22 protein-coding genes are annotated in these 26715 nt (G+C 71.9%); 13 read left to right on the top strand and 9 right to left on the bottom strand.

All coding sequences use genetic code 11. From position 1 onward, the window contains the following. The first annotated feature begins 33 nt into the window (after positions 1–33). Positions 34–240 (top strand): hypothetical protein, encoded by a 207-nt coding sequence (locus ACX9MN_RS32440; RefSeq protein WP_020094825.1) that lies wholly within the window; start codon positions 34–36, stop codon positions 238–240. 119 nt (positions 241–359) lie between these two features. Here ACX9MN_RS32440 and ACX9MN_RS32435 read toward each other — a convergent pair whose 3' ends face one another. Further along, a complete protein-coding gene (locus ACX9MN_RS32435) occupies positions 360–728 on the bottom strand; it encodes a response regulator (protein ID WP_020094826.1) in 369 nt (122 codons plus the stop codon). Positions 729–1364: 636 nt separating this feature from the next. After that, positions 1365–1583: a DUF6894 family protein gene (locus tag ACX9MN_RS32430; protein WP_020094827.1), complete on the bottom strand. Its 219-nt coding sequence runs from the start codon at positions 1581–1583 to the stop codon at positions 1365–1367. Between the two features lie 270 nt (positions 1584–1853). Here ACX9MN_RS32430 and ACX9MN_RS32425 point away from each other — a divergent pair, with 270 nt between their 5' ends. Beyond that, positions 1854–2051: a hypothetical protein gene (locus tag ACX9MN_RS32425; RefSeq protein ID WP_056530425.1), complete on the top strand. Its 198-nt coding sequence runs from the start codon at positions 1854–1856 to the stop codon at positions 2049–2051. 29 nt (positions 2052–2080) lie between these two features. Here the strand turns inward: ACX9MN_RS32425 and ACX9MN_RS32420 are convergent, their stop codons facing one another. Then, positions 2081–2683, bottom strand: coding sequence for a TetR/AcrR family transcriptional regulator (locus ACX9MN_RS32420; RefSeq protein WP_020094829.1), 603 nt, complete (start codon positions 2681–2683; stop codon positions 2081–2083). 172 nt (positions 2684–2855) lie between these two features. On the opposite strand from ACX9MN_RS32420, the gene ACX9MN_RS32415 reads away from it, so the two are divergent. The 8 genes from ACX9MN_RS32415 (at position 2856) to ACX9MN_RS32380 (ending at position 14953) form a co-directional block, all read left to right on the top strand. Further along, the gene (locus ACX9MN_RS32415; protein WP_489726454.1) at positions 2856–4025 is read left to right on the top strand and encodes an isovaleryl-CoA dehydrogenase; all 1170 of its coding nucleotides are present in this window, start codon (positions 2856–2858) and stop codon (positions 4023–4025) included. 79 nt (positions 4026–4104) lie between these two features. Then, complete coding sequence (locus ACX9MN_RS32410) at positions 4105–5649, top strand: carboxyl transferase domain-containing protein (RefSeq protein ID WP_489726649.1); 1545 nt, start codon at positions 4105–4107, stop codon at positions 5647–5649. 10 nt (positions 5650–5659) lie between these two features. Further along, a complete protein-coding gene (locus tag ACX9MN_RS32405) occupies positions 5660–6448 on the top strand; it encodes an enoyl-CoA hydratase-related protein (RefSeq protein ID WP_489726453.1) in 789 nt (262 codons plus the stop codon). A gap of 10 nt (positions 6449–6458) precedes the next feature. Further along, entirely contained in the window at positions 6459–8477 is a 2019-nt protein-coding gene (locus ACX9MN_RS32400) for an acetyl/propionyl/methylcrotonyl-CoA carboxylase subunit alpha (protein ID WP_489726452.1), read from the top strand. Further along, entirely contained in the window at positions 8474–9388 is a 915-nt protein-coding gene (locus tag ACX9MN_RS32395) for a hydroxymethylglutaryl-CoA lyase (protein WP_489726451.1), read from the top strand. Before ACX9MN_RS32400 ends, ACX9MN_RS32395 begins: the two co-directional genes overlap by 4 nt. Before the next feature lie 64 nt (positions 9389–9452). After that, positions 9453–11147 (top strand): AMP-binding protein, encoded by a 1695-nt coding sequence (locus tag ACX9MN_RS32390; protein ID WP_489726450.1) that lies wholly within the window; start codon positions 9453–9455, stop codon positions 11145–11147. A 157-nt stretch (positions 11148–11304) separates the two neighbouring features. Beyond that, entirely contained in the window at positions 11305–13458 is a 2154-nt protein-coding gene (locus ACX9MN_RS32385; protein WP_489726449.1) for a PAS domain-containing sensor histidine kinase, read from the top strand. A gap of 283 nt (positions 13459–13741) precedes the next feature. Beyond that, positions 13742–14953, top strand: a complete 1212-nt coding sequence (locus ACX9MN_RS32380; protein ID WP_489726448.1) for an acyl-CoA dehydrogenase family protein — start codon at positions 13742–13744, stop codon at positions 14951–14953. Between the two features lie 93 nt (positions 14954–15046). Here ACX9MN_RS32380 and ACX9MN_RS32375 read toward each other — a convergent pair whose 3' ends face one another. From ACX9MN_RS32375 to mobB, 3 genes are all read right to left on the bottom strand, one after another. Beyond that, entirely contained in the window at positions 15047–15400 is a 354-nt protein-coding gene (locus ACX9MN_RS32375; RefSeq protein WP_447683161.1) for an avidin/streptavidin family protein, read from the bottom strand. A gap of 138 nt (positions 15401–15538) precedes the next feature. After that, complete coding sequence (locus ACX9MN_RS32370; RefSeq protein WP_489726447.1) at positions 15539–16795, bottom strand: molybdopterin molybdotransferase MoeA; 1257 nt, start codon at positions 16793–16795, stop codon at positions 15539–15541. 4 nt (positions 16796–16799) lie between these two features. After that, positions 16800–17318, bottom strand: a complete 519-nt coding sequence (gene mobB / locus ACX9MN_RS32365; RefSeq protein WP_042675035.1) for a molybdopterin-guanine dinucleotide biosynthesis protein B — start codon at positions 17316–17318, stop codon at positions 16800–16802. A 250-nt stretch (positions 17319–17568) separates the two neighbouring features. Between mobB and ACX9MN_RS32360 the strand changes: the two genes are divergently transcribed. From ACX9MN_RS32360 to fdhF, 3 genes are all read left to right on the top strand, one after another. Continuing rightward, the gene (locus ACX9MN_RS32360; protein WP_489726446.1) at positions 17569–17883 is read left to right on the top strand and encodes a hypothetical protein; all 315 of its coding nucleotides are present in this window, start codon (positions 17569–17571) and stop codon (positions 17881–17883) included. A 62-nt stretch (positions 17884–17945) separates the two neighbouring features. After that, positions 17946–19664, top strand: coding sequence for an NAD(P)H-dependent oxidoreductase subunit E (locus ACX9MN_RS32355; protein ID WP_489726445.1), 1719 nt, complete (start codon positions 17946–17948; stop codon positions 19662–19664). Positions 19665–19719: 55 nt separating this feature from the next. After that, the gene (gene fdhF / locus ACX9MN_RS32350) at positions 19720–22689 is read left to right on the top strand and encodes a formate dehydrogenase subunit alpha (protein ID WP_489726444.1); all 2970 of its coding nucleotides are present in this window, start codon (positions 19720–19722) and stop codon (positions 22687–22689) included. Positions 22690–23085: 396 nt separating this feature from the next. On the opposite strand, the gene ACX9MN_RS32345 is transcribed toward fdhF, so the two are convergent. From ACX9MN_RS32345 to ACX9MN_RS32335, 3 genes are all read right to left on the bottom strand, one after another. Continuing rightward, on the bottom strand, positions 23086–23415 hold the full coding sequence (locus ACX9MN_RS32345; RefSeq protein WP_091681636.1) for a winged helix-turn-helix domain-containing protein: 330 nt from the start codon (positions 23413–23415) through the stop codon (positions 23086–23088). Between the two features lie 164 nt (positions 23416–23579). Next, positions 23580–25559: a molybdopterin biosynthesis protein gene (locus ACX9MN_RS32340; protein ID WP_489726443.1), complete on the bottom strand. Its 1980-nt coding sequence runs from the start codon at positions 25557–25559 to the stop codon at positions 23580–23582. Next, positions 25556–26647, bottom strand: a complete 1092-nt coding sequence (locus ACX9MN_RS32335) for a molybdopterin-binding protein (RefSeq protein ID WP_489726648.1) — start codon at positions 26645–26647, stop codon at positions 25556–25558. The genes ACX9MN_RS32340 and ACX9MN_RS32335 overlap by 4 nt, the downstream gene beginning before the upstream one ends. Positions 26648–26715 lie beyond the last annotated feature (68 nt).

The following is a 26715-nucleotide window of genomic DNA, read 5'->3' as shown; positions in this document are numbered from 1 at the left end:
GCCGAGAGATCAGTATTCCCGGTGGAGGCTCCGATGGCTGATGCTGCGATCCGCGAGACGATACACCTCGACGAAGGCGACGTGATCGTCTTGCTCCCCGGCAACCTGTCCCCGGCCAGCATCGGCCTGCTCCAGGCCAAGCTCGACGGCTTGGCCGCGGACCTGAACGCGCGGTGCCTGGAGGAAAGCCGCGCTTCCCTCTCGGGATTGGCCGGGCTGGCCGCCTTCCTCGCGAGCTGAGGCCGCCCAGACAGCGCAGCACGGGCCGTTCTCGACCGTGCTGCGACGGCTGGAGGACAGGTGTCGCCGGTCGAGACAGCCGCGACATGCCCCCTCGCCCGACCCGGTCGGGAGCGGCCCTAGTGCAGGTGCAGGGCCTTGAGCGCCTTGCGCACCAGTTTCTCCCCGCAGGGCTTGGCGATGAAATGGGCCTCCTCGGGCAGCGCGGTCGCCTCGCGCGGATCGCAGCCCGAGCAGACGATGATCCGGGTCTCCGGCCAGCGTGCCCGAACGGCGTGCGCGAGCGCGCGGCCGTCCATCGTGCCGGGCATGTTGATGTCGGTGTAGAGCAGGACGGCCCCGTCACATGCCTCCAGATGCTGGAGCGCACCCTGGGCGTGTTCCGCCTCCAGCACCTCGAACCCCAACGCCGTCAGCATGTCGGCCGCGACGAGCCGGCTGAACTCTTCGTCCTCGGCGAGGACGGCGATAGGGCGAGGTCCTGACATGCAGCGGCAACTGCATCGCCGGGTCGCCTGTTTCAGCGTGGCCGGGGATTTTCCGACGCCTGCGACCCTTTCGACAGATCCGGCTCGCCGGCGGCGCTGTCGACCTCCCGACCGCGCACGCGGCGCACGAGGCCAACCCTGCGCGACCCCAGCCGGACGCTTCGGTCACCGATCCGGCAAGTCATCGCCGCGCTTGCCGGGCTTCCGGGCGCCGTCGCCGAGATCAGCGTGCGCCGCCGCAGCCTCGTCCTCGACCGATGCGGCACGCGCCTCCAGTGCCGCGCCGACCTGTCCAGGCGAATACCTGACTCAGCCGGCCTCGCGGCCGCCGAAATATGTGCCTCGTCTGCGAGAGACTTCATATCCGGAAGTCGCCCATCGAGCCGGGTGCCCCTGTCGACGTAGAAGCGGCCGCGTCCTGTAGGGCGAAACCTGACTTATGATGCTTGCAACGGTTTGCTACGGCTGATGGTTACTGCTCGCGAAAAGCGTGGAGAGCTCGATGTACGCCTCGGTGCTGGGTGGTCCGGAGATAGCGGTCGAGCCTCCGGGTGCCGGTCCGCCGCCTGAGGCGATCACCCTCCGCGAACACATCCGCCTGATCCTGCGCAAGCTCCCGCGCCCCGCGCCCAGCGCTCAGTACAGCTGAAGGGAACGAAGCACGACGCCGTCGGTGGTGTGGATCTCCACGCACCAGCGCTCGTCGGGATCGGGCAACTCGCCCCGTGCGTGCATCTCGGCGATCAGCTGCGTCGCCTCGGCCACGGCGATCTCGATCGAGTTTGCCAGCACGCCCTCCTCGTCCTCGATGACCTCGTCCGGCCCCCTCAGGCGGAAATGGTACCGCTCTACCATGTCGCTCCTGCTCACGCCGTCGGCACGGCATGCCGACCGCGCGAGGGTAGCATCGAATGGCCGGATAAAGCCAAGCTGGCATGCCAAGTCGGGGCCGGCCGTGGCGAGATCCGCCCTGGGCGGCGCAGGTTCCCGCCTGTGATCTGCGAGGATGTCGGGGGCAAGGCCGGTGCGCGCCGACGCAGGTTGTTGCGCCGGTCAAGCTCTTAACGCGTCAGGCCTTTTCGCGGCGCATTGTGCGGGCATGTGCCATTGCCCGACGAGTTCGCCATGCATTTCGAGATCCGCGCGACCGACACCCGTCTGTGGACCTGGGTCCTCCTCGATGCGACGCAGATGCCGGTCCTGACATCGGACCGCACCTTCCCCTCGGAAGCCCAGGCCTCGGCGGCGGCGCTGGCCTTCGCCAAGCTCGTCACGCGGGCCGGCAGGACCCTCACCGCCGCACCGCCGGGCGGCCTGATCTGAGGCGACCGCCGTTCCCCGGCGCGACGGGTCTATGGCTGACGCCTGACGCAACCCCGCAGCGCCATGTCGGTGTGCAGGGCGACGATCTCCGCCTTGGTCATCCGGCCGTCGGGCCTGTACCACGTGCAGGCGCTGGTGAGCATCCCGAGGATCGCGTAGCCGGCGACCCGCGCATCCCGGACGTCCAGCTCCCCCGCCTCCGATCCCCGCTCGAGCAGCGCGACCAATCGGTCTTCGTAGGCCCGGCGCAGGGCGACGATCGCCGCGTAATGCGGCGGGTCGAGCGAGCGCAGCTCGAAATTCGCGATGAAGACTTCCTGCTTCTTCTCGAGATGGTACGTGACGTGGTGCGCCACGAAGGCGCGGAGACGGTCCGTCGGGGTGCCGGTCGCCGTCGCCAGCGCCGCGTCGGTCCGCGCCAGCAGCGTCTCCATGTGGTCGCGGACGATGTCGAACAGCAGATCCTGCTTGCTGCGGATGTGGTTGTAGAGCGAGGCCGCCTGGATCCCGACCTCGGCGGCCAGGGCGCGCAGGGTCATCGCCTCGTAGCCGTGGCGATAGATGAGCCGAAGCCCGGCCCGGCGGATGGCGGCGGCCGTGCGCGGCCCGTTCGATCCGGCAGTGCGACCCACGAAGACACTCCGAAGACAGTTCAGAGCGCAACAGACACCGGGGAATGCTCACGCCGATCCCCGCTATAGGCTAACGAACAACCGTTCGTAAATCGCCTTGCCAGCACCGCTTAACGAACGTACGTTCGTTTCAAAGAGGCGAGTGCCCGATTCTCAGGCGAGGAGACGCGCGATGCCCATCGGCCTGCAGGATTTCGACTTCGGCCTGGGCGAGACGGCCGACGCCCTGCGCGCCGAGGTGGAGCGCTTCGCGCGCGCCGAGATCGCCCCCCGCGCGGCGGCGATCGATGCCAGCAACGCGTTTCCCGCGGACCTCTGGCCCAAGCTCGGCGCCCTCGGCGTTCTGGGGGTCACCGTCGAGGAGACCTATGGCGGCGCCGGCATGGGCTACCTCGAGCACGCGGTGGCCATGGAGGAGATCAGCCGGGCCTCGGCCTCGGTCGGGCTGTCCTACGGCGCGCATTCCAACCTCTGCGTGAATCAGATCCGCCGCAACGGCACCGAGGCGCAGAAGCGGCGCTACCTGCCGAAGCTGATCGCGGGCGAGCATGTCGGCGCGCTCGCGATGTCCGAGCCGGGCTCCGGCAGCGACGTCGTCTCCATGCGGCTGCGGGCCGACAGGCGCGGCGACCGCTACGTCCTGAACGGCACCAAGATGTGGATCACCAACGGTCCCGACGCCGACGTCCTGGTGGTCTACGCCAAGACGGATCCCGAGGCCGGCCCGCGGGGGATCACGGCGTTCCTGGTCGAGAAGAACTTTCCCGGCTTCTCCACCGCGCAGAAGCTCGACAAGCTCGGCATGCGCGGCTCGAACACCTGCGAGCTGCTGTTCCAGGACTGCGAGATACCGGAGGAGAACGTCCTGGGCGCGGTCGGGCGCGGCGTCGGCGTGCTGATGTCGGGCCTCGACTACGAGCGCGCCGTGCTGGCCGCCGGGCCGCTCGGCATCATGCGCGCCTGCCTCGACGTCGTCCTGCCCTACCTCCACGAGCGCCGGCAGTTCGGTCGGCCGATCGGCGAGTTCCAGCTCATGCAGGGCAAGATCGCCGACATGTACACGGCGACGAACGCCGCCCGGGCCTACGTCTACGCGGTGGCGCGGGCCTGCGACCGCGGGCGGGCGACGCGCCGGGACGCCGCGGGCGCGATCCTGTTCGCGGCCGAGCGCGCGACCGCGGTGGCCCTCGACGCGATCCAGGCGCTCGGCGGCAACGGCTACATCAACGACTATCCGACCGGCCGCCTGCTGCGCGACGCCAAGCTCTACGAGATCGGCGCCGGCACGAGCGAGATCCGGCGGATGCTGATCGGCCGCGAATTGTTCGCCGAGACGGCCTGAGCGGGGAGCGGGCGCCGTGCCGGTGATCGACTCCGCTCTGGATCCGCGCGCGCCCGAGGCCCGCGCCAATGCCGAGGCCATGCGCGCCCTGGTGGCGGACCTGCGCGCGACCGCCGACCGCGTCCGCCTCGGCGGCGGGGAGGCCGCGCGGGAGCGCCATCGCGCCCGCGGCAAGCTCCTGCCCCGGGACCGGATCCGGGCGCTGATCGACCCGTTCTCGCCCTTCCTGGAAATCGGCCAGCTCGCCGGGCACGGCCTCTACGGCGGCGAGGTCCCCTCGGCCGGGATCGTCACCGGCATCGGCCGCGTCGCGGGACGCGAGTGCGTGATCGTCGCCAACGACGCGACCGTGAAGGGCGGCACCTACTTCCCGATGACGGTGCAGAAGCACCTCCGGGCGCAGGAGATCGCGCAGCAGAACCGGCTGCCCTGCCTCTACCTCGTCGACAGCGGCGGCGCGCATCTGCCCAGCCAGGACGAGGTCTTCCCGGGCCGGGACCATTTCGGCCGCATCTTCTACAACCAGGCGACGATGTCGGCGCAGGGCATCGCCCAGATCGCCGTGGTGATGGGCTCCTGCACCGCCGGCGGCGCCTACGTGCCGGCGCTGTGCGACGAGTCGATCATCGTCCGCGGCCAGGGCACGATCTTCCTCGGCGGGCCGCCGCTGGTGAAGGCCGCGACCGGCGAGGTGGTCAGCGCCGAGGAACTCGGGGGCGCCGACGTGCACGCCCGGACCTCGGGCGTGACCGACCACATGGCGGAGACCGACGCCCACGCCCTCGGCATCGCCCGCCGCATCGTGGCCAACCTGAACGCGGTGAAGCGCCCCGCGCTCGCGCCGCGGCAGCCCGAGCCGCCGCGCTACGCCGCCGAGGAGATCTACGCGGCGGTGCCGGCCGACCGCCGGACGCCCTACGACGTGCGCGAGATCATCGCCCGGCTGGTGGACGGCAGCGATTTCGACGAGTTCAAGCACCTCTACGGCCAGACCCTGGTCTGCGGCTTCGCCCATATCTGGGGCTACCCGGTGGGGATCGTCGCCAACAACGGCATCCTGTTCTCGGAGAGTGCCCTGAAGGGCGCCCACTTCGTCGAGCTCTGCGCCCAGCGCGGCGTGCCCCTGGTGTTCCTCCAGAACATCACCGGTTTCATGGTCGGCCGGCGCTACGAGGCCGGCGGCATCGCCAAGGACGGGGCCAAGATGGTCACCGCCGTCGCGACCGCGGCGGTGCCGAAATTCACCGTCCTGATCGGCGGCAGCTTCGGGGCCGGCAATTACGGCATGTGCGGGCGGGCCTACGGGCCGCGCTTCCTCTGGATGTGGCCGAACGCGAGGATCGGCGTGATGGGCGGCGAGCAGGCCGCCTCGGTCCTGGCCACGGTCCGGCGCGACGGTGTCGAGGGCCGCGGCGGCACGTGGTCGGCGGAGGACGAGGCGGCGTTCAAGGCGCCGATCCGGGCGCAGTACGAGGAGCAGGGCCACCCCTACTATTCCAGCGCCCGGCTCTGGGACGACGGGGTGATCGACCCGGCCGACACGCGCCGCGTCCTGGCGCTCGGTCTCTCGGCGAGCCTCAACGCGCCGATTCCCGAGACCCGCTTCGGCCTGTTCCGGATGTAGGAGGCGCGGGATGAGCGGCACCTTGCTGGAGACGGTCGACGAGCGCGGGGTCGCCACCCTGACGCTCAACCGTCCGGAGCAGCACAACGCCTTCGACGACGGCCTGATCGCCGCCCTCACCGCGTCCCTGCACCGGCTGGGCGCCGCTGCCGGGATCCGGGCGGTCGTCCTGGCGGGCGCGGGCCAGAGCTTCTCGGCGGGCGCCGACCTCGCCTGGATGCGCCGGATCGCCGGCCAGTCCTTCGACAGCAACCTCGCCGACGCCGCCGGGCTCGCGGGGCTGATGCACAGTCTCGACCGGCTGCCGAAGCCGACGCTCGCCCTCGTGCACGGGGCGGCCTACGGCGGCGGCGTCGGGCTCGCCGCCTGCTGCGATATCGCCATCGCGGCCGAGAGCGCGCGGTTCTGCCTGAGCGAGGTGCGGCTCGGCCTGATCCCGGCGACGATCGGCCCCTACGTGGTCAACGCGATCGGCCCGCGCTGGGCCCGGCGCCTGTTCCAGACCGCGGAGGTCTTCTCCGCCGAGCGCGCCCGGGCGATCGGCCTCGTGCACGAGGTGGTGCCCGACGACAGGCTGGAGGCGGCCGGCGCGGAGGTGCTCCGCGACATCCTCCGGGGCGCCCCGGGCGCGCAGGCCGAGGCCAAGGACCTCGTCTTCCTGTGCGAGGGGCGGCGGGTGGACGCCGACCTGGGGCGCGAGACGGGCCGGCGCATCGCCCGGCGCCGGGCCTCGGACGAGGGGCAGGCGGGCATCGCCGCCTTCCTCGACAAGCGCTTAGCCCCGTGGCGGCGGGACTGAGGGGGCGGCCATGTTCGGCAAGATCCTCATCGCCAACCGCGGGGAGATCGCCTGCCGGGTGATCGCCACCGCCCGGCGCCTCGGCATCGGCACGGTCGCGGTCTATTCGGAGGCGGATGCCGGCGCCCGACACACCCGGATGGCCGACGAGGCGTGGCCGATCGGGCCCGCCCCGGCTCGCGAGAGCTACCTCGTGGCCGAGCGGATCCTCGACGTCGCCCGGCGCGCCGGGGCGGAGGCGATCCATCCGGGCTACGGCTTCCTGTCGGAGAACGCGGACTTCGCCGGCGCCTGCGCCGGGGCCGGCCTCGTGTTCGTCGGCCCGCCCCCGGCGGCGATCCGCGCCATGGGCTCCAAGGCCGAGGCCAAGGCGCTGATGGAGCGCGCCGGGGTCCCGCTGGTGCCGGGCTATCACGGCGCCGCGCAGGATGTCCCGGCGCTGAAGGAGGCGGCCGCCCGGATCGGCTACCCGGTCTTGATCAAGGCCTCGGCCGGCGGCGGCGGCAAGGGCATGCGCGTCGTCGAGGCCGCCGCGGCGTTCGAGGCCGCGCTCGCCGGCGCGCAGCGCGAGGCGCGGGCGTCCTTCGGCGACGACCGGGTGCTGATCGAGGCGTACCTGACCCGCCCCCGGCACATCGAGATCCAGGTCTTCGCCGACAGCCACGGCAACACCGTCTCGCTGTTCGAGCGCGACTGCTCGATCCAGCGCCGCCACCAGAAGGTGATCGAGGAGGCGCCCGCCCCGGGGATGGATCCGGTCCGGCGCGCGCGGATGGGCGAGGCCGCGGTCGCGGCGGCGCGGGCGGTCGGCTATGTCGGCGCCGGCACGGTGGAGTTCATCGCCGAGGGCGAGACCTTCTACTTCATGGAGATGAATACCCGGCTCCAGGTCGAGCACCCGGTGACCGAGATGGTCACCGGCCTCGACCTGGTGGAGTGGCAACTGCGCGTGGCCGCGGGCGAGCGGCTGCCGCTCGGCGCCCCGGATCTGGCCCTGCGCGGCCACGCGATCGAGGCGCGGGTCTACGCCGAGGATCCGGCGCGCGATTTCCTGCCGGCGGTCGGCACCCTCGCCCACCTGCGCCAGCCGCCGGAGGTGCCGGGGCGGGTGCGGGTCGAGACCGGCATCGTGCAGGGCGACCGGATCACCCCGGATTACGACCCGATGATCGCCAAGCTGGTCGTCTGGGGCGAGGACCGGGCGGCCGCGATCCGGCAGCTCGCGGCCGCGCTCGCCGCCTACGAGGTGGTCGGCGTGACGACCAATCTCAGTCTCCTGCGCGCCGTCGCCGGCCATCCCGCCTACCGCGCGGCCGACCTCGACACCGGCTTCATCGCCCGCCACGCCGACGACCTGCTGGCGCCGCTTGCGACCGGTGCGGTCGATCCCGCGCTCTGGGCCGCCGCCGCCCTGACCGTCCTGCGCGACCGGCGCACGGCCGTCGCCGCGCAGGCGCAGGCGAGCGGCGACCCGTGGTCGCCCTGGGCCGATCCGGATGCGTGGCGGATGAACGGGGCGGGCTACCAAGACCTGCAGTTCCGCCACGGCGACGCGCCGCCCGTCACCCTGCGGGCATGCCCCCTCCCCGACGGCAGCGCCCGCCTCGACCTGCCGGGCGGCACCGTCCTGGCGGCGCTCGCCGAGGACGCCGAGGGCGAGCGGCTGATGCTGGACGGCGTCTGGCGCCGGCTGCGCACGGTCCGCCGCGGCGCGGAGCTGACGGTGATCGTCGGCGGCCGGAACGCGACGCTGGTCCACGTCGATCCCCTCGCCCCGCCCCGGACCGAGGCGTCCGGCAGCGACCGGGTGACGGCGCCCGTGCCGGGCCGCCTGACCCAGCTCTGGGTGCGGCCCGGCGATGCCGTGGAGAAGGGCGCGCCGCTCGCGGTGATCGAGGCGATGAAGATGGAGATCACCCTCCGCGCGCCGCAGGCCGGCACCGTCGCCGAGGTCCGCCACGCCGTCGACGACATGGTCGAGGAGGGCACCGAGATCGTCACCTTCGCGGCGGAGGAGCGGCCCGCATGAGCTATCCGGCCCGGGTGCAGGTGGTCGAGGTCGGGCCGCGCGACGGGCTCCAGAACGAGCCCGCGCCGGTGCCGATCGCCGCCAGGGTGGCGCTGATCGAGGCCCTGGCCGAGGCCGGGCTGACCCGCATCGAGGCCGGCAGCTTCGTGTCGCCCCGATGGGTGCCGCAGATGGCCGAGACCGCGGAGGTTCTGGCGCGGCTGCGCCCCCGGCCCGCGGTCGGCTATTCCGTGCTGGTCCCGAACCTGCAGGGCCTGGAGCGGGCCCTCGCCTCCGGCGCCCGGGACATCGCGGTGTTCGCCGCCGCCTCCGAGAGCTTCTCCCGGCGCAACGTCAACGGCTCGATCGCCGAGACCCTCGACCGCTTCGCCCCGGTGCTGGAGGCGGCGCGCGCGAGAGCCCTGCGGGTGCGGGGCTACGTCTCCTGCGTCCTGGGCTGCCCCTACGAGGGCGACGTCGCGCCGGCGGCGGTCGCCCGCGTCGCCGCGTCCCTCCACGCGATGGGCTGCCACGAGATTGCCCTCGGCGACACGATCGGGACCGGGACGCCGCGCGCGGCCCGGCGGCTGGTCGAGCGGGTGGCCGCCGACGTGCCGCTGCAGGCGATCGCCCTGCACTTCCACGACACCTACGGGCAGGCCCTGGCCAACATCCTCGCCTGCCTCGAACTCGGCGTGTCGGCCGTGGACGCCGCGGTGGCGGGCCTCGGGGGCTGCCCCTACGCGCCGGGGGCCGCCGGCAACGTCGCCACCGAGGACGTCGTTTACATGCTGCGCGGCATGGGCATCGAGACCGGGATCGATCTCGATGCCCTCGCCGCGGCCGGGCGGTCGATCGCGTCCCAGCTCGGCCGGGAGCCGGCCTCGAAGGTCGCCCGCGCGCTGGCCGCCGCGCCGCCGCCGACACCCTGATCGAAGGGCGGCCTCGGACAGCGCCGCGGCGGCGCGCGCGTTCGGAGGAACGAGGGAGGACGACATGAGCGACCGGGCGGTGAGCTATGTCCACGGGGCGATCGGCGAGCCCCTGCTCGGCCTGACCATCGGCCAGGCCCTGGATCGCGCCGCCGCGGCGTGGCCGGATCACCTGGCGCTGGTCGCGCACGCCCAGGGCGTCCGATGGACCTGGCGCGAGCTGAGGGACCAAGCCGACGCCTTCGCGGCCGGCCTGCTCGCCCTCGGACTCCGGCCCGGTGACCGTATCGGGATCTGGTCGCTCAACCGCGCCGAGTGGGTGCTGACCCAGTTCGCCGCCGCTCGTGCGGGGCTGATCCTGGTGACGATCAACCCGGCCTACCGGCTGTCGGAGCTGGAATTCGCGCTCAACAATGTCGGCTGCACCGCCCTGGTCACGGCGACGGCGTTCAAGACCAGCGACTATCTCGGGATGCTCCGCACCCTGGCCCCCGAACTCGCCGCCTCCGGGCCGGGCCGGCTGTCCGCCGCCCGCCTGCCGCACCTGCGCACGGTGATCCAGATCGGCGGACCGCCGGCCCCGGGGACGGTCCCGTTCGACGCGGTCGCGGCCCGGGGCGACGCGGCCGGCACCGGCGCCCTGCGCGACCTCGCCGACGCGATGCAGTTCGACGACGCGGCCAACATCCAGTTCACCAGCGGCACGACGGGCGCCCCGAAGGGCGTGACGCTGACCCACCACAACATCCTCAACAACGGCCACTTCGTCGGCCGCGCGATGCGGCTGACCGCCGAGGATCGGATCTGCATCCCGGTGCCGCTCTACCATTGCTTCGGCATGGTGATGGGCAATCTCGCGGCCCTGACCCACGGCTGCGCCATGGTCTTTCCGGGCGAGGGCTTCGACCCGCGCGCGACGCTGGAGACCGTGCAGGCCGAGCGCTGCACCGCGCTCTACGGCGTGCCGACCATGTTCATCGCCGAGCTCGACCATCCCGAGTTCGCGCGCTTCGATCTCCGCTCCCTGCGGACCGGGATCATGGCGGGCGCGCCGTGCCCGATCGCGGTGATGCGCCGGGTCGTGGAGCAGATGAACATGCGGGATGTCACCATCGCGTACGGCATGACCGAGACCAGCCCGGTGAGCTTCCAGAGCTCGAGCGACGACCCGCTGGAGCGGCGCGTCACGACCGTCGGCCGGATCCACCCGCATCTCGAGGTCAAGATCGTGGATCCCGAGGGACGCGTGACCCCGCGGGGCGAGCGCGGCGAGCTGTGCACGCGCGGCTACTCGGTCATGCTGGGCTACTGGGGCGACGCCGCGCGAACCGCGGAGGTCCTCGACGACGCCGGATGGATGCACACAGGCGACCTCGCGACGCTGGACGCGGAGGGCTACTGCAACATCGTCGGCCGGATCAAAGACATGGTCATACGCGGCGGCGAGAACATCTATCCGCGCGAGATCGAGGAGTTCCTCTTCCGGCATCCGCAGATCCAGGATGTCCAGGTCTTCGGGGTTTCCGACCCGAAATACGGGGAGGAGCTGTGCGCCTGGATCAGGCTGCGCGACGGCGAGACCCTGTCGGAGCCGGCGGTGCGCGCGTTCTGCGCGGGGCAGATCGCGCATCAGAAGATCCCGAAATACATCCAGTTCGTCGACGCCTTCCCGATGACGGTCTCCGGAAAGATCCAGAAATTCGTGATGCGTCGGTGCGTGGAGGAGCAGCTGGGCCTCGCGCGATCCGAGACGACCTGAGCCAGTCTCCGCGAATGCTGTCATCGCCCGGCGGAACGAAGATTTCGTCGTCCGATCGGGCTTGAACGTTGCTGCGCGCGCCGCGAGCGGACATGCTGGCGCGCGACATCACCGAGGCGGCGTATCAGTGTCGGCATGGCCACAGGGCGACGGCGAGATGGCCGCGCGCATCCGCGACTTCGGCTGGGAGCGGACGCCGCTGGGCCCGGCCGCCCGCTGGCCGGAGCGCCTCAAGGTGATGGTCGAGCAGGTGCTCGCGAGCCCGCTGGTCGCGTCCCTCGTCTGCGGGCCCGAGCGCCTCCTGATCTACAACGACGCCGCCGCCCGGCTCTACGGCGCCCGGCACCCCGAGGGTCTCGGCCGGCCGCTCGCGCGCACGTTCCCGGAGGGGTGGGCGACGGTCGCGGACTTCTACGCGCGCGCCTTCGCGGGCGAGGCCGTGCAGGTGGCCGGGCAGCCGCTGGACACCCGCGGCGAGGGCGCCGCGGAGGACGTCTTCGACGCGCTCCTCGTGCCCGTGCGCGACGCCGACGGGCAGGTGGTGGCCGTCCACATTACCGGCTTCGAGATCGGTGAGCGCCTGCGCGCCGAGGCCAAGCTGCGCACGAGCGAGGCCCGGTACCGCCACCTCTTCGACGCCATCGACGAGGGCTTCTGCACCATCGAGGTCCTGTTCGACGCGGCCGGGCGGGCGGTCGATTACCGCTTCCTGTCCGTGAACGCGGCCTTCGAGCAGCAGACCGGGCTCCGCGACGCGGTCGGCCGGACGGTCCGGGCGCTGGCGCCCGACCTCGAGCCACACTGGTTCGAGACCTACGGCCGGATCGTCCGAACCGGCAAGGCGGAACGCTTCGAGGACCGCGCCGACGCGCTCGGGCGCTGGTACGAGGTCTACGCCTTCCCCATCGGGGCGCCGGAACGGCGGCAGGTGGCGGTCCTGTTCAAGGACATCCTCCAGCGCAAGCGCGCCGAGGATCGGCTGCGCGCGAGCGAGGAGCGGTTCCGCGCCCTCGTCACGGCCAGCTCAGACGTCATCTACCGCATGAGCCCGGACTGGAGCGAGCTGCGGGTCCTGGAGGGCCGCGGCTTCCTGGCCGACACCGTCACCCCGAACGACGACTGGCTGAGCGCCTACATCGATCCGGCCGACCAGCCGCGCCTGCGCGAGGCCATCCAGCGGGCGATCCGATCCAAGACGATGTTCGAGCTGGAGCACCCCGTCCGGCAGGCGGACGGGAGCCTGGGCTGGGCGCTGTCCCGGGCCGTGCCGCTGCTCGACGATGACGGCGAGATCCGCGAATGGTTCGGCGCCGCCAGCGACGTGACCGCGCGCAAGCGGGTGGAGGACGATCTGCGCGCGAGCGAGGAGCGGTTCCGCGGGCTGGTCGAGGGGTTCGGTCAGTTCAGCTGGGAGGCCTCGGCCGAGGGCCTCATCGAGGTCGACAGCCCGGGCTGGCGCGCGTTCACCGGGCAGCGCCCGGACGAGTGGCTCGGGCGCGGCTGGATCCACGCGATCCACGCGGACGACCGGGCGCTCACGGAAGCGAAGTGGCGGCAGGCCGTCGCGACGCGGACGGCGGTCGATCACGAGTATCGCCTGTGGCACGCCCCGAGCGCGTCCTGGCGGTGGTCGAACGTCCGCGCGGTGCCGATCACGAACCCCGACGGGTCGATCCGCAAGTGGTCGGGGGTGAACATCGACGTCACGGACCACCACAGGCTGCTGGCGCGCCAGGAAGTGCTGATCAACGAGCTGCAGCACCGCACGCGCAACCTCCTCGGCGTCGTCAGCGCCGTGGCGGGCAAGACACTGCGGCAGGGCAGTTCGGTCGAGGCGTTCGAGGCGCGGCTGCAGGCGCTCAGCCGCGCGCAGGGCCTGCTCAGCCAGTACGGCAGCGACTCGGTCGAGGTGGGCGCGCTGGTGCGCGCCGAGCTGGCCGCCTACGTCGACGGCGCGACCGACCGCATGACCGTCGCCGGCCCCGAGGTGCACCTGACCGCGCGACAGGTGCAGAACTTCGCCCTCGCCGTCCACGAGCTGACGACCAACGCGGTCAAGCACGGGGTGCTCAAGACCGGGACCGGCCATCTCAGCGTCACGTGGGAGATCGTGCGCGACCGGCGCGAGCGCCGCCGACTGGCCCTGTGCTGGATCGAGAGCGGCCTGCCCGCGCAGGCGGCGCGCGTCACCCGCCGCGGCTACGGGACCGAGCTGATCCAGGAGGCGCTGGCATATGCCCTGGGCGCCACGGTCGAGTACGCGCTGGACCGCGACGGCGTGCGCTGCCGCATCGAGATGCCGGTGTCCTAGGTTGCGCGAAGGCCGCGATGCGCGCGCGATCCGTCAAGGTTGGTCAGCGGATTCCGCGATCACGAGACCGTCCACCCGAAGCATTCAAGCATCATCATCGCGGATCCAGCGCGGAAAAATTCAACGACAACCGTTACCGCGCGATCTACCGCGTCCCCACCCGGCAGATAATATCGTCTGACGGCGCCCCAGTTACGATCGTAACCAAAAACTCTTCCGACAGACACGAAAGCGGTCGATCACCGAACTTACTATGCATCTCGGACAGTCATGAGGTCTGAGAATGAACGGTGTCGCCCCCTCGATCCGCCCTGCCGCGCGAGCCGGAGATCCGGACGCGGCGTTTCTCGCGACCGTCGCGGCGCTTCGGCCCCTCATCGCGGAGCACCGGTCGGCCCTGGCTGTCGGCCCGGACCTGCCGGAGCCGGTCGCAGAGGCGCTCATCGACGCCGGTCTCGCGCAGCTCTGGCTTCCGCGGGGCCTGGGCGGTCCTGAAGCGCATCCGCTGAGCGTCCTGGCGGCGATCGAAGCTCTGGCGGAACTCGACGGTTCGGTCGCCTGGTGCGCCGCGATCTCGTCCGGGGGCGCGTCACGCTTCGCCGACCTGATCGACGCCGACGTGATGCGTTCGCTCATCCCTGCCGGCAGGAAGTTCGCGGGCAGCGGGAGCGGCCAGCCGACGGGAACAGCGGTTCGCCATGGATCCGGCTGGCGGATCAACGGACGCTGGTCCTGGGCGAGCTTCTGCCGCTACAGTTCCGTGTCCGCACTCATGTGTGTGGAGATCGACGGCGAGCGGCCGAAGCTCGACGAGAACGGGCGGCCGTCGCTGCGCGGCGTCTTCATCGCCTCGAAGGATGTCGAGGTCGTCGGCAACTGGAATTCCGGGGGGCTCCGGGCCAGCGGGAGTCACGACGTCGCGTGCACCGACATCTGGGTGCCGAACGCGCAGACCATCGACGGCGCGAGCCTCATGATGCCTCGCGACAGAAAGCCCCTCTACATGCTGCCCATGGCATCGGCGGCCGCGATCGCCGCCATCGGTGTTGCGCTCGGGATCGCCCGGGCGTCGATCGACGCCTTCATCGATCTCGCGCAGACGAAGACGCCGCATGGCGGCAAGGTGCCCCTGAGACTTCGCGAGGACGTCCAGGTCGCGATCGCGCGTGCCGAGACGAGCCTCGGTGCCGCGCGCGCCTTCGCCCGGGACACGGTCTCCGAATTCTGGTGGGAAGCCGAGAACGGCCGTCCGATAACGCTCGCGTGGCAGGCCAAGCTTCGGCGGGCCTGCTGGTACGCGGGCCATGTCGGGAAGCAGGTTGTCACGAGCATGTACGAGGCGGCCGGCAGTTCCGCCGTCCTCGAAGACCTGCCGTTCGCGCGCCAGCTCCGCGATGTCTACGCGGCCTGCCAGCACATGCATTATCAGGACCGGCTGCTCGTGCCGACCGGCCGCATCCTTCTGGGCCTCGAAGCCGACGCGCCGTTCATCTAGAGCCGTCGCCGATCACGCATGCGCCGACCGCTCCTCGCGCCACGGTCGCCCCCATTCCTCAGGACTCCATCGAGGAGGGACGCGGCCCTGGCTTCACGAACAGGCGTTCTCGACCTTCGAGAAGATGGTCGTCTCGAGCGCGACGTGATCGGCCGCGGCCTTCGGCTGCGAGGACCGTTCGACGGCGTGGAAGACCGCGTGGATCGCCTCGGCCGTCTTCTCGTCGGTCCGGACGAGGCGCCCGGTCCAGGCCGTGATCTCCTGGGGCGACGACGTGCTGGTCACGAAGCCGATGATGTCGCCCTCGGCCGTGCCGACGAGGATGCGGCTTCGATGCGTCTGCGCGTAGCCGGGATCGGCGGCGGTGTAGGTCCCGGAGACCGCCTCGCCCATCTGGAGGAGGCGGAGTTCCGCGCCGGCTTGGCTCCGCCAGACACCATCGAACATCGTTGCTCAAGCCCGCCGATCGAGCGGCCGCTCGCACGGCCCATCACAAGCGATATAGCAGATTTGATATAACGGATGCGCGAGCCCGGCAATGCTCGGTCGCGGTCCGCGTCGCGTGAGGCCCTGAGCGCGGCCCCGCTACCAGAGGGCCCCGTGCGGGTGGAACCGCACGGCGTCGCCCGGCACGACCTCGGTCCGGTCATCCTCCAGCTCCACGAGGCCGTCGGATTCGGTGAGCGATGACAGCATGCCCGCGCCGTCGCGCTGGAACTTCCGGGCCTCCCAGGCGCCGTCGGCGTCCCGGGCGAGGCTGACCCGGACGAACTCCCTGCGGCCCGCGCGCTTCCGATAGGGGAAGGCCGCCCTGACGGTGAATCCGCGCGACGGCGCGTAGGCCTCGCCGGCGAGCCGGGCGAGGAGCGGCCGCACCACGAACAGCAGGGTGACGTAGACAGCCACCGGGTTGCCCGGCAGGCCCAGGAACGGCTTGCCGTCGATCATGCCCATCGCGACCGGCCGTCCCGGCTTGATCCCCAGCCGCCAGAACACGAGGCGCCCGATGCTCTCGACGGCGGTCTTCACGTGATCCTCGTCGCCGGTCGACACGCCGCCCGAAGTCAGGATCACGTCGTGCTCGGCGGCCGCCGCCGAGAGCCTGGCCGCGAGGGCCGCCGGGTCGTCGCGGATGACGCCGAGGTCGCGCGCCGCGACGCCCATCCGCCGGAGAAGAGCGAGCAGCAGGACGCGGTTCGAGTCGTAGATCGCGCCTGGCCCCAGGGGCGACCCGGGCTCGACGAGTTCGTTGCCCGTCGAGAACACGCCGACCCGCAGGGTGCGGCGGACCTTCACCGTGCGCAGGCCGACCGCGGTCGCCAGGGCCAGGTCCTGAGGCCGGAGACGCCGGCCGGCCGCGATGATCGTCGAGCCCTTCGCCGCGTCCTCGCCGGCGTCGCGGCTGTTGGCGCCCCGCTTCAGCCCGAGCGGCAGGGACACCCGGCCGTCGGGCAGGACCTGGACGTCCTCCTGCATGAAGACGGTGTCGGCCCCCGCCGGCATCGGGGCCCCGGTGAAGATCCGGGCGGCCGAGCCCGCCACCGACACGCCTTCGGGGGAGGCGCCGGCCGCGACGACCGCGCCGACCGGCAGGATCGTCGCATCGGAGGCGCGCAGGTCCGCGAAACGGACCGCGTAGCCGTCGACGGCCGAGTTGGGGAACGGCGGGACGTCGATGGGCGCGACGCAATCCTCGGCCAGGACGCGCCCGTCGGCGTCCGGGACGGGAACGTCCTCGGTGCCGACGATCGCTGCGAGGCGCTCGCCGAACAGCGCGTGCGCGTCCTCGATGGTCATCAGAGGGCCGCCGAACGCGAAGCAGTCGTCGCTGAGCTGGGCCATCCGGCTAGAGCCTCCCGAGGACGTCTTCGAAGGGAACGGCCACGTCAAGCATCAGCCCCGTCACCGCCGCCGCGTCGTTCAGATCTACGACGGGAATGCCCGAGGCCGGAAACGCGACGTCGCTCGCGATGCCCACGATGGTGGTGTCCAGTGGATGGAGGGGCGGGCGGCCGTTCTCGGCGCGATGGACCTCGATCTTGGGGATGGGCTCCCGCTTGTACCCTTCCACGACGACGAGGTCGCACGGGCTGATCCGCCGCAGGAGCTGGCCCAGGCTCGCCTCCTGCTCGTCGCGCAGCTCGTGGACCTGGGCCCAGCGGCGGCCCGACGAGATCAGAACCTCGCTCGCGCCCGCCCTGCGGTGCTCGTAGGAATCCTTCCCGGGCCAGTCCGTGTCGAAGTCGTGATGGGCGTGCTTGATGGTCGCCACCCGCACCCCGCGGGCGACGAGCAGGGGGATGGCCCGGACCAGCAGGCTGGTCTTGCCGGCCCCGCTCCACCCGGCGAGTCCGATTACGCGCATGCCGGACACCGCTGACAGCCCCTCTCGTGCCGTTCCCACTGCCCCGCGCGAGGGCTCAGGGCAAGCGTCGGCCGCGCCGCCGGGACGCGTGACCCCGGCGTCACGCAAATTGAAACGACTTCAAAAACGATATAACACCTCCGCTATAACGGCTGCCATTTGGTATGCCACGAGCGAGCGCCACGCCAACGGACCCGAACGGGCACGCCATGCACGACTTCAACCGTCCCTCGATCGCGCAGGCCTAAGCATGGGCGACGCATCCTCCGCGGCGGACTGGGCCGCCATCGTGACGGACGCCTACTGCGCCGACGCGAAGCCGCCGCTCACGCAGGAGCTCGCCGGCCGGGTCCGCGACGCGCTCACCCAGGCGGTCGCGTCGCCGGCCGGAGACGCGCCGGGCTCCCTGATGGACCGCCTGAACGACGCCCTCGACGCGTTCGAGACCGAGCTGCGCTCCGTCGTCGGACCCAGGGTCACGTCCCTGGACGAGGCGACGGGCACGGCCACGATGAAGCCGCGGTCCGAGGCCGGCCAGCCGCTCCGGGCCTTCGGCGGCCAGTAACCCCCGACCGGACCTCAGGACACCGCGACCACCCGTCCCAGCAGTTGGAAATCAGATACCGCATGAGTGAGGCACCGGGGACAGTCAGGACTTTCTCGCATCCCGGCCGGGGGCGGAACAAGGCGCGCAGCGTCCCCAAGGGGCGCCAGGTCGAGCCGCGGGCGAAGGTCGAGATCGAGGAGCTTCTCGGCTCCCGCTCGCGCCAGCGCGACCTGCTCATCGAGCACTTGCACCTGATCCAGGACACCTACGGCCAGATCAGCGCCGAGCACCTGGCGGCGCTCGCCGACGAGATGGCCCTGGCGTTCGCCGAGGTGTTCGAGACCGCGACTTTCTACGCGCATTTCGACGTCGTGAAGGAGGGTGACGCCTCGATCCCGCGGCTGACCGTCCGGGTCTGCGACAGCATCACCTGCGCGATGTTCGGCGCCGACGAGCTGCTGGAGACGCTCCAGCGGGAACTCGCCTCCGACGCCGTCCGCGTCGTGCGCGCGCCCTGCGTCGGCCTGTGCGACCACGCGCCCGCCGTCGAGGTCGGGCACAACTTCCTGCACAAGGCCGACCTCGCCTCCGTGCGGGCCGCGGTCGAGGCCGGCGACACGCACGCCCATATCCCGGACTACGTCGACTACGAGGCCTATCGGGCCGCCGGCGGGTACGCGACCCTCGACCGGCTCCGCAGCGGGGACCTTCCGGTCGACGACGTCCTGAAGGTGCTCGACGACGGCGGCCTGCGCGGCCTCGGCGGCGCGGGCTTCCCGACGGGGCGCAAGTGGCGCTCGGTGCGCGGCGAGCCCGGGCCCCGGCTGATGGCGGTCAACGGGGACGAGGGCGAGCCCGGCACCTTCAAGGACCAGCTCTACCTCAACACCGACCCGCACCGCTTCCTCGAGGGCATGCTGATCGGCGCCCACGTCGTCGAGGCGCCCGAGGTCTACATCTACCTGCGCGACGAGTATCCCATCTCCCGCGAGATCCTGACGCGCGAGATCGCGAAGCTCTCCGCGGGCGGTCCGCGCATCCACCTGCGCCGCGGCGCCGGCGCCTATATCTGCGGCGAGGAATCCTCGCTGATCGAGTCCCTCGAAGGCAAGCGCGGGCTGCCGCGGCACAAGCCGCCGTTCCCGTTCCAGGTCGGCCTGTTCAACCGTCCGACGCTGATCAACAACATCGAGACGCTGTTCTGGGTCCGCGACCTGATCGAGCGGGGCGGCGACTGGTGGAAGAGCCACGGCCGCAACGACCGCGTCGGCCTGCGCTCCTACTCGGTCTCGGGGCGCGTGAAGGAGCCGGGGGTGAAGCTCGCCCCGTCCGGCCTCACCATCCAGGAACTGATCGACGAGTATTGCGGCGGCATGGCGGACGGCCACACCTTCGCGGCCTACCTGCCGGGCGGCGCGTCGGGCGGCATCCTGCCGGCGTCGATGAACGACATCCCGCTCGATTTCGGGACGCTGGAGAAGTACGGCTGCTTCATCGGCTCCGCCGCCGTCGTGATCCTGTCCGACCGGGACGATGTGCGCGGCGCCGCGTTGAACCTGATGAAGTTCTTCGAGGACGAGAGCTGCGGGCAGTGCACCCCCTGCCGTTCGGGGACCCAGAAGGCCCGCATCCTGATGGAGCAGGGCGTCTGGGACACCGAGCTCCTGGGCGAATTGTCCCAGTGCATGCGGGACGCCTCGATCTGCGGCCTCGGCCAGGCCGCCTCGAACCCGCTCAGCAGCGTCATCAAGTACTTCCCGGACCTGTTCCCCGCCCCGCGCGCCGCGGCTGCCGAGTGAGGCAACCGATGGTGCCGGCGAACCCTATCCCGATGTCCGAGCCAGGAGCGGCCGCATGAGCAACGCCCCCGAACAGCGCGGCGACAAGACCGAGAAGGCCGAGATCCGGGCCGACGGGCTGCAGGATGCGGGCGGCCCCGCCCAGGGCCCGAAGCCGGGGGCCGGCGGCTCCTACTCGGAAGGGGCGAAGGCGGGCGGCCAGGCGGCCCCGGAGCCGTCGGGCCTGCACGATCTCAAGGAGCGGCCGACCGCCCCCCCGACCATCGCGTTCGAATTCGACGGCCAGCAGGTCGAGGCCGCCCCCGGCGAGACGATCTGGGCCGTCGCCAAGCGCCTCGGCACCCACATCCCGCACCTCTGCCACAAGCCCGAGCCCGGCTACCGCCCGGACGGCAATTGCCGCGCGTGCATGGTCGAGATCGAGGGCGAGCGCGTGCTGGCCGCCTCGTGCAAGCGCACGCCGGCCGTGGGCATGAAGGTCAAGTCCGCGACCGAGCGCGCCACCAAGGCCCGCGCCATGGTGCTCGAGCTGCTCGTGGCCGACCAGCCCGAGCGCGCGACCTCGCACGACCCGACATCGCACTTCTGGGTGCAGGCCGACTTCCTCGACGTGTCCGAGAGCCGCTTCCCCGCGGCCGAGCGCTGGACCGGCGACTTCAGCCACCCGGCCATGAGCGTCAATCTCGACGCCTGCATCCAGTGCAACCTCTGCGTCCGCGCCTGCCGCGAGGTCCAGGTCAACGACGTGATCGGCATGGCCTACCGCTCGGCCGACGCGAAGGTGGTGTTCGACTTCGACGACCCGATGGGCGGATCGACCTGCGTGGCCTGCGGCGAGTGCGTCCAGGCCTGCCCGACCGGCGCGCTGATGCCGTCCGCCTACCTCGACGCCGAGCACAACACCCGGACGGTCTATCCCGACCGCGAGGTGACCTCGCTGTGCCCCTATTGCGGCGTCGGCTGCCAGGTCTCCTACAAGGTGAAGGACGAGAGGATCGTCTACGCCGAGGGCGTGAACGGCCCGGCCAACCACAATCGGCTCTGCGTGAAGGGCCGCTTCGGCTTCGACTACGTCCACCACCCCCACCGCCTGACGGCGCCGCTGATCCGCCTGGACAACGTCCCGAAGGACGCCAACGACCAGGTCGACCCGGCCAACCCGTGGACGCACTTCCGCGAGGCGACCTGGGAGGAGGCGCTCGACCGCGCCGCCGGCGGCCTCAGGACGGTCCGCGACACCCATGGCCGCAAGGCGCTCGCCGGGTTCGGCTCCGCGAAGGGCTCGAACGAGGAGGCCTACCTCTTCCAGAAGCTGGTGCGGCTCGGGTTCGGCTCGAACAACGTCGACCACTGCACCCGGCTGTGCCACGCTTCGTCGGTCGCCGCCCTCATGGAGGGGCTGAACTCGGGCGCCGTGTCGGCGCCGTTCTCGGCGGCGCTCGACGCCGAGGTCATCATCGTGATCGGCGCCAACCCGACCGTGAACCACCCGGTGGCGGCGACCTTCCTCAAGAACGCCGTGAAGCAGCGCGGCGCCAAGCTGATCGTCATGGACCCGCGCCGGCAGGTGCTGTCGCGGCACGCCTACAAGCACCTCGCGTTCAAGCCCGGCTCGGACGTCGCGATGCTCAACGCGATGCTCAACGTGATCATCGAGGAGCGGCTCTACGACGAGCAGTACATCGCCGGCTACACCGAGAACTTCGAGGCGCTCAAAGAGAAGATCGTCGAGTTCACGCCGGAGAAGATGGCCTCGGTCTGCGGCATCGACGCGGAGACCCTGCGCGAGGTCGCCCGGCTCTACGCCCGGGCCAAGTCCTCGATCATCTTCTGGGGCATGGGCATCAGCCAGCACGTCCACGGCACGGACAACTCGCGCTGCCTGATCGCGCTCGCCCTCGTCACGGGGCAGATCGGGCGCCCCGGCACCGGCCTGCATCCGCTGCGCGGCCAGAACAACGTCCAGGGCGCGTCCGATGCCGGCCTGATCCCGATGGTCTACCCGGACTACCAGTCGGTCGAGAAGGCCGCGGTGCGGGAGATGTTCGAGGAGTTCTGGGGTCAGAAGCTCGACCCGCAGAAGGGCCTCACCGTCGTCGAGATCATGCGGGCGATCCACGCCGGCGAGATCAAGGGCATGTTCGTCGAGGGCGAGAACCCCGCGATGTCCGACCCTGACCTGAACCATGCCCGGCACGCCCTGGCGATGCTCGACCACCTCGTCGTGCAGGACCTGTTCCTGACGGAGACCGCCTTCCACGCCGACGTGGTGCTGCCGGCCTCCGCCTTCGCCGAGAAGGCCGGCACCTTCACCAACACCGACCGTCGCGTGCAGATCTCGCAGCCGGTGGTGTCCCCGCCGGGCGACGCGCGGCAGGACTGGTGGATCATCCAGGAACTGGGTAAGCGCCTCGGCCTGCCCTGGAACTACGGCGGCCCGGCCGACATCTTCCGCGAGATGGCCATGGTGATGCCGTCGTTCAACAACATCACCTGGGAGCGCCTGGAGCGCGAGGGCGCCGTGACCTACCCGGTCGACGCGCCCGACCAGCCCGGCAACGAGATCATCTTCTACGCCGGCTTCCCCACGGAGAGCGGGCGCGCGAAGATCGTCCCGGCCGCCGTGGTGCCCCCGGACGAGCTGCCGGACGAGGACTACCCGATGGTCCTGTCGACCGGCCGCGTGCTCGAGCACTGGCACACCGGATCGATGACCCGGCGCGCCGGTGTCCTCGACGCGCTGGAGCCCGAGGCGGTCGCCTTCATGGCCCCGAAGGAGCTCTACCGGCTCGGGCTGGAGCCCGGCGACACGATGAAGCTGGAGACGCGCCGCGGCGCGGTCCACCTGAAGGTGCGCTCCGACCGCGACGTGCCGGTCGGCATGATCTTCATGCCGTTCTGCTACGCCGAGGCCGCGGCCAACCTGCTGACGAACCCGGCGCTCGACCCGATGGGCAAGATCCCGGAGTTCAAGTTCTGCGCGGCCCGGGCCTCCGCCGTCCACACGGCCATGGCCGCCGAGTAGGCGGCGCGACCTCCGGCGGCGCGCCCAGGCGTGCCGCCGGCCCCTGGCGGCGGACAGCGGGCTGATACTGTTTCCAATTGATCAGCCCGGTGCCGTCCTTGCGAGCGGAGCGAAGCAATCCAGTCGGCGCGACGCTGACCGATGTCGCGCGGCCCTGGGTCGCTTCGCTGCGCTCGCGATGACGCAGCGGGCTGAAGCTGTTTCCGGTCGATCAGCCCGGTGCCGTCCTTGCGAGCGCAGCGAAGCAATCCAGTCGGCGCCCCGCCGACCGATGTCGCGCAGCCCTGGGTCGCTTCGCTGCGCTCGCGATGACGGAGCGGGTTGCACAGACCGAAGCCGAGGCCCGACCTCGAGAGGCCGCTCCCCACGGAGGCGCGCCTCTGCGCGGCCTCGCTCCTACGAATCAACCTTCATCAGCGAGGCGAGAAGGTCGAGCTCGCCCGCCACGGCCTCCGAGGCGAGCCGCTCCATGCGCAGGTAGCTGTCGAGGATGGCGTCGCCCGTGCTGGTCAGGACCGCCCCGCCGCCCCGGCGGCCGCCCTTGCTCGCGGAGACGAGCGGCTCCTGGAACGCCTTGTTCAACGTGTCGATGAGGTACCAGGCTCGCTTGTAGCTCATGCCCATCCGGCGCCCCGCGGCGGCGATGGAGCCGGTGTCGCGGATGCCGCTCAGGAGGGCGGCCTTGCCCGGTCCCAGCAGGGTGTCCGAGCCGAGCTCGATCCGCAAACTGATGCTCGTGTCCTCGCCCAACGCACACCGCCGCTTCGCTGGAGGCCCCAGCGCCTCGCAGGCGTCCCTACGCGAAACGGCCCCGTCGATCATCCCGGCGGGCGACAGGATCGTCCGTCCCGTTCCGTCGAGGCCGGCCAACGGTGCGCACGTCACGCGGCTCACGCGGCGGGCGTGAAGCCCAGAGCGCGCAGCGCGGCGGCCGTCTCGGGCTCGCCCAGCAGGCTCAGGAAGGCCGCGAGCGCCGGCATCTCCCGCGCGTCCGCGCGATACGCGAGGTCGTAGGCCTCCTCCGTCAGCGGGCGGAAGCCCAGCCCGTAGGCATCCGCGACGCTCGCGATGGCCACGCCCCAGTCCGCCCTGCCCTGCGAGACCGCCGCGGCGACGGCGTTGTGCGAGCGCGGCTGGTTCCAGAACCCCGCCGGCCGGGCACCGTTCAGCAGCCCGTCCACGAGCAGGCGCGTGCCCGATCCGGCGTTGCGGTTGACCATCACGGCGTCGGGGTCGGCGAGCGCCGCGGCGACCGCGTCCGCGGCGTCGCGCCCTTCGAACCGGGCGTCGCCGCGGCGGAACACGACGCCCTGGAGGCGGCGCCACCCGGGCGCGAGGGACAGGCCCTCGGTGAGGAACGGGGCATTGTACCGGCCCGTCTCGGGATCGAAGAGGTGCATGGCGGCGACATCGCACTCGCCGCGCCGCAGGGCGGCGAGGCCGCCGGCCGACCCGACCCAGATGGTGCGGGCGCGGTACCCTCGCTCGCCGAGCAGGCCGACCACCCGGTCCAGGCCGATGCAGTGGCTGCCGACGATCGTCAGGTCCGGCGCCCGCACGCCGGCGCCCAGGCGGACCACGGCGACGCCCTCCCCCGCCTCGACGCCGGCGCGCGCGGCCGGAACCGCGAAGAAGCCGTCCGCCTGCGAGAAGGCGGTGACCGAACCCGAACCCTTCGGCAGCGGCAGGGCGATCGTCCCCTCGCGACCGTGGGCGAGGGAGGTCATCACGAACTCGGTGCGGCCGAGTTCGGAGGGCACCCGCTGGGACACTTGCGCCGCGATCGTCTCGTCCTCGCGCGGCGGCAACCCGGCGAGCGCCCGCACGTACGGCACGACGAAGTCGTGGAAGGTGAACATCGCGGAGGTGGGGAACCCCGGCAGGACGATGACCGGCTTTCCCTGCGCCACCGCCACGCAGAGCGGCTTCCCGGGCTTCAGGGCCACGCCGTGGAACAGGATTCCCGGCTCGCCGAGGCGGGACAGCACCCGGTGCGACACGTCGCCGGCGCCTTTGGACGTGCCGCCCGAGAGCACGACGAGGTCGCTGTCCCGGAGGGCGGACCGGAGGGCGGCCTCGAGGACGGAAGCCTCGTCGCGCACGATCCCGAGCCGGACCGGCTCCCCGCCGTTCTCGGTCACCGCGGCCGCGATGATCGCGCCGTTCGAATCGTAGATCGCGCCCTCGGGCAGGGGCTCGCCCGGTGCGACCAGCTCGTCCCCCGTGGACAGGATTGCGACCCGCGGGCGTCCTGTGACGTCGACGGCCGCCAGGCCGCACGCCGCCAGCATGCCGATCTCGCGGGCGGTGATCCGCGTTCCCGCGCGCAGCACCGTCTCGCCGCGGGCCATGTCGGCCCCGGCATAGCCCACGAACTGCGCCGGCCGCACCGCGGTCAGGACATCGACGGTAAGGCTCCGGGCGTCGAACTCCGTGTGCTCGACCATCACCACCGCGTCGGCGCCGCGGGGGATCACGCCGCCGGTGGCGATCGGCGTCGCCGTACCCGGCTGGACGACGACGGTCGGCGCGACGCCGCAGGCGAGGATCTCGCGGTTCAGCGTGAGACGCCGCGGGCTCGCCGGCCCGGCGCCTTCCGTGTCGGTCGCGCGCAGGGCGAAACCGTCGACCAGGGACCGGTCGAAGGGCGGGACGTCCATGGGCGAGGCGACGTCGCGGGCCAGAACGCGCCCGAGCGCGTCGTCCAACGACACCGTCTCGGACGGCAGGCGCGCGTGCGGGACCGCCGCCCAGAACCGCGCGAGCGCGTCGTCCCGGCTCATCACCCGGAGAAACTGCTCCTGGCTCGAGGCCGCGGCGAGGCGCGCGACGAAATCCGCCGCCCCGTCACGGTCCGCGTCGGCGCTCACAGGGCCCAAACCTCTACCTCCTCGCCGGCCCGGAAGCCTTCGCTCTCCGGCTCGACCACGACGATGCCGTCCGCCTGCACCAACCGACCGAGCGGAAGGCCGGCTCCGCCCAGCGGCTCCACGCCGTCCGACCCGCTTCGGACGAAGACGACCTCGGACAGACCGATCGACGAGACGATCTTCCGGAGGAGGATGTGCCTCCGAGGCGAGCGCTCCCGCGCGCCGGCGAGCCGCGCGAGGAGCGGACGGCCGAGCGCCAGGAACGCGGCGAGCGCCGCCTCGGGAGGCCCGGGCACCAGGAGGACCGGCCGTCCGGCCGCGGAGCCGACGGCGGTGGTCTCCCCGGGCCGCAGGGCGATGCCGTGCGCGCGGACGTCTCCGGCGCGGCCGAGGGCCGCCGCGCTGTGGTCCGAGCGGCCGAAACCGCTGCCCCCGACCACCAGCACCGCGTCCGCCGTGCCGCCGCGGATGGCCTCGGCGATCTCCTCGACTCCCCGGGCGCGAACCGCCTCGGTCGCCCCGCCCGCCCGCGCGATGAGACGCCCGAGCAGGGGCGACACGGTATCGAGGCTGGACGTCCCCACGGTGACGACGCGCAAGCGCGGCTGACGGACGTGGACCGCCTCCAGGCCGGCCGCCTCCAGGACGAGCAGGTGGAGTGGCTCGATCCGGGTGCCGGCCTCGATCAGCCGCGCGTTGGCGGCGACGTCCTCCCCCGCTCCGCGCACGCCCTCCCGCGGGGCGATGTCCGCGACGACCATGCCGTCCGCGAATCCCTCCGGGGGCAGGACGGCATCGGTGCCCGACGGCAGCGGCTGTCCCGCCTCGACCCAGGGTGGCGGTCGCGCCGGGAAGATCGGCGCGTAGGCCGACGCGCCGCCCACCGCGGCGGCCGCGACCGCGAAGCCGTCCCGCATCGCCGTCGGGCCCGTGGGCACGGCGGCGTGCGCGACGACCGCTCGCGCGGCGACGCGTCCGAGCGCCGCTGCGAGCGGGACGGTCGCGGGTTCGACGGGAGCCGCCGCGCCGCTGAGCAGGATCGCCGCCTCCCGAAGCGGGATCAGCGCCGAAGACGCATTCCGGATCATCGTGGCGGCGATGCGCCATCCGGGTTCGATGATCAAGGGCCGGCGCGGCGGCCGACCCGCCGACACGA

The organism is Methylobacterium sp. 1A, assembly GCF_058072805.1.
Note: the sequence above shows the minus strand (reverse complement) of the source record. Positions and strands in the feature narration are given on the sequence as shown.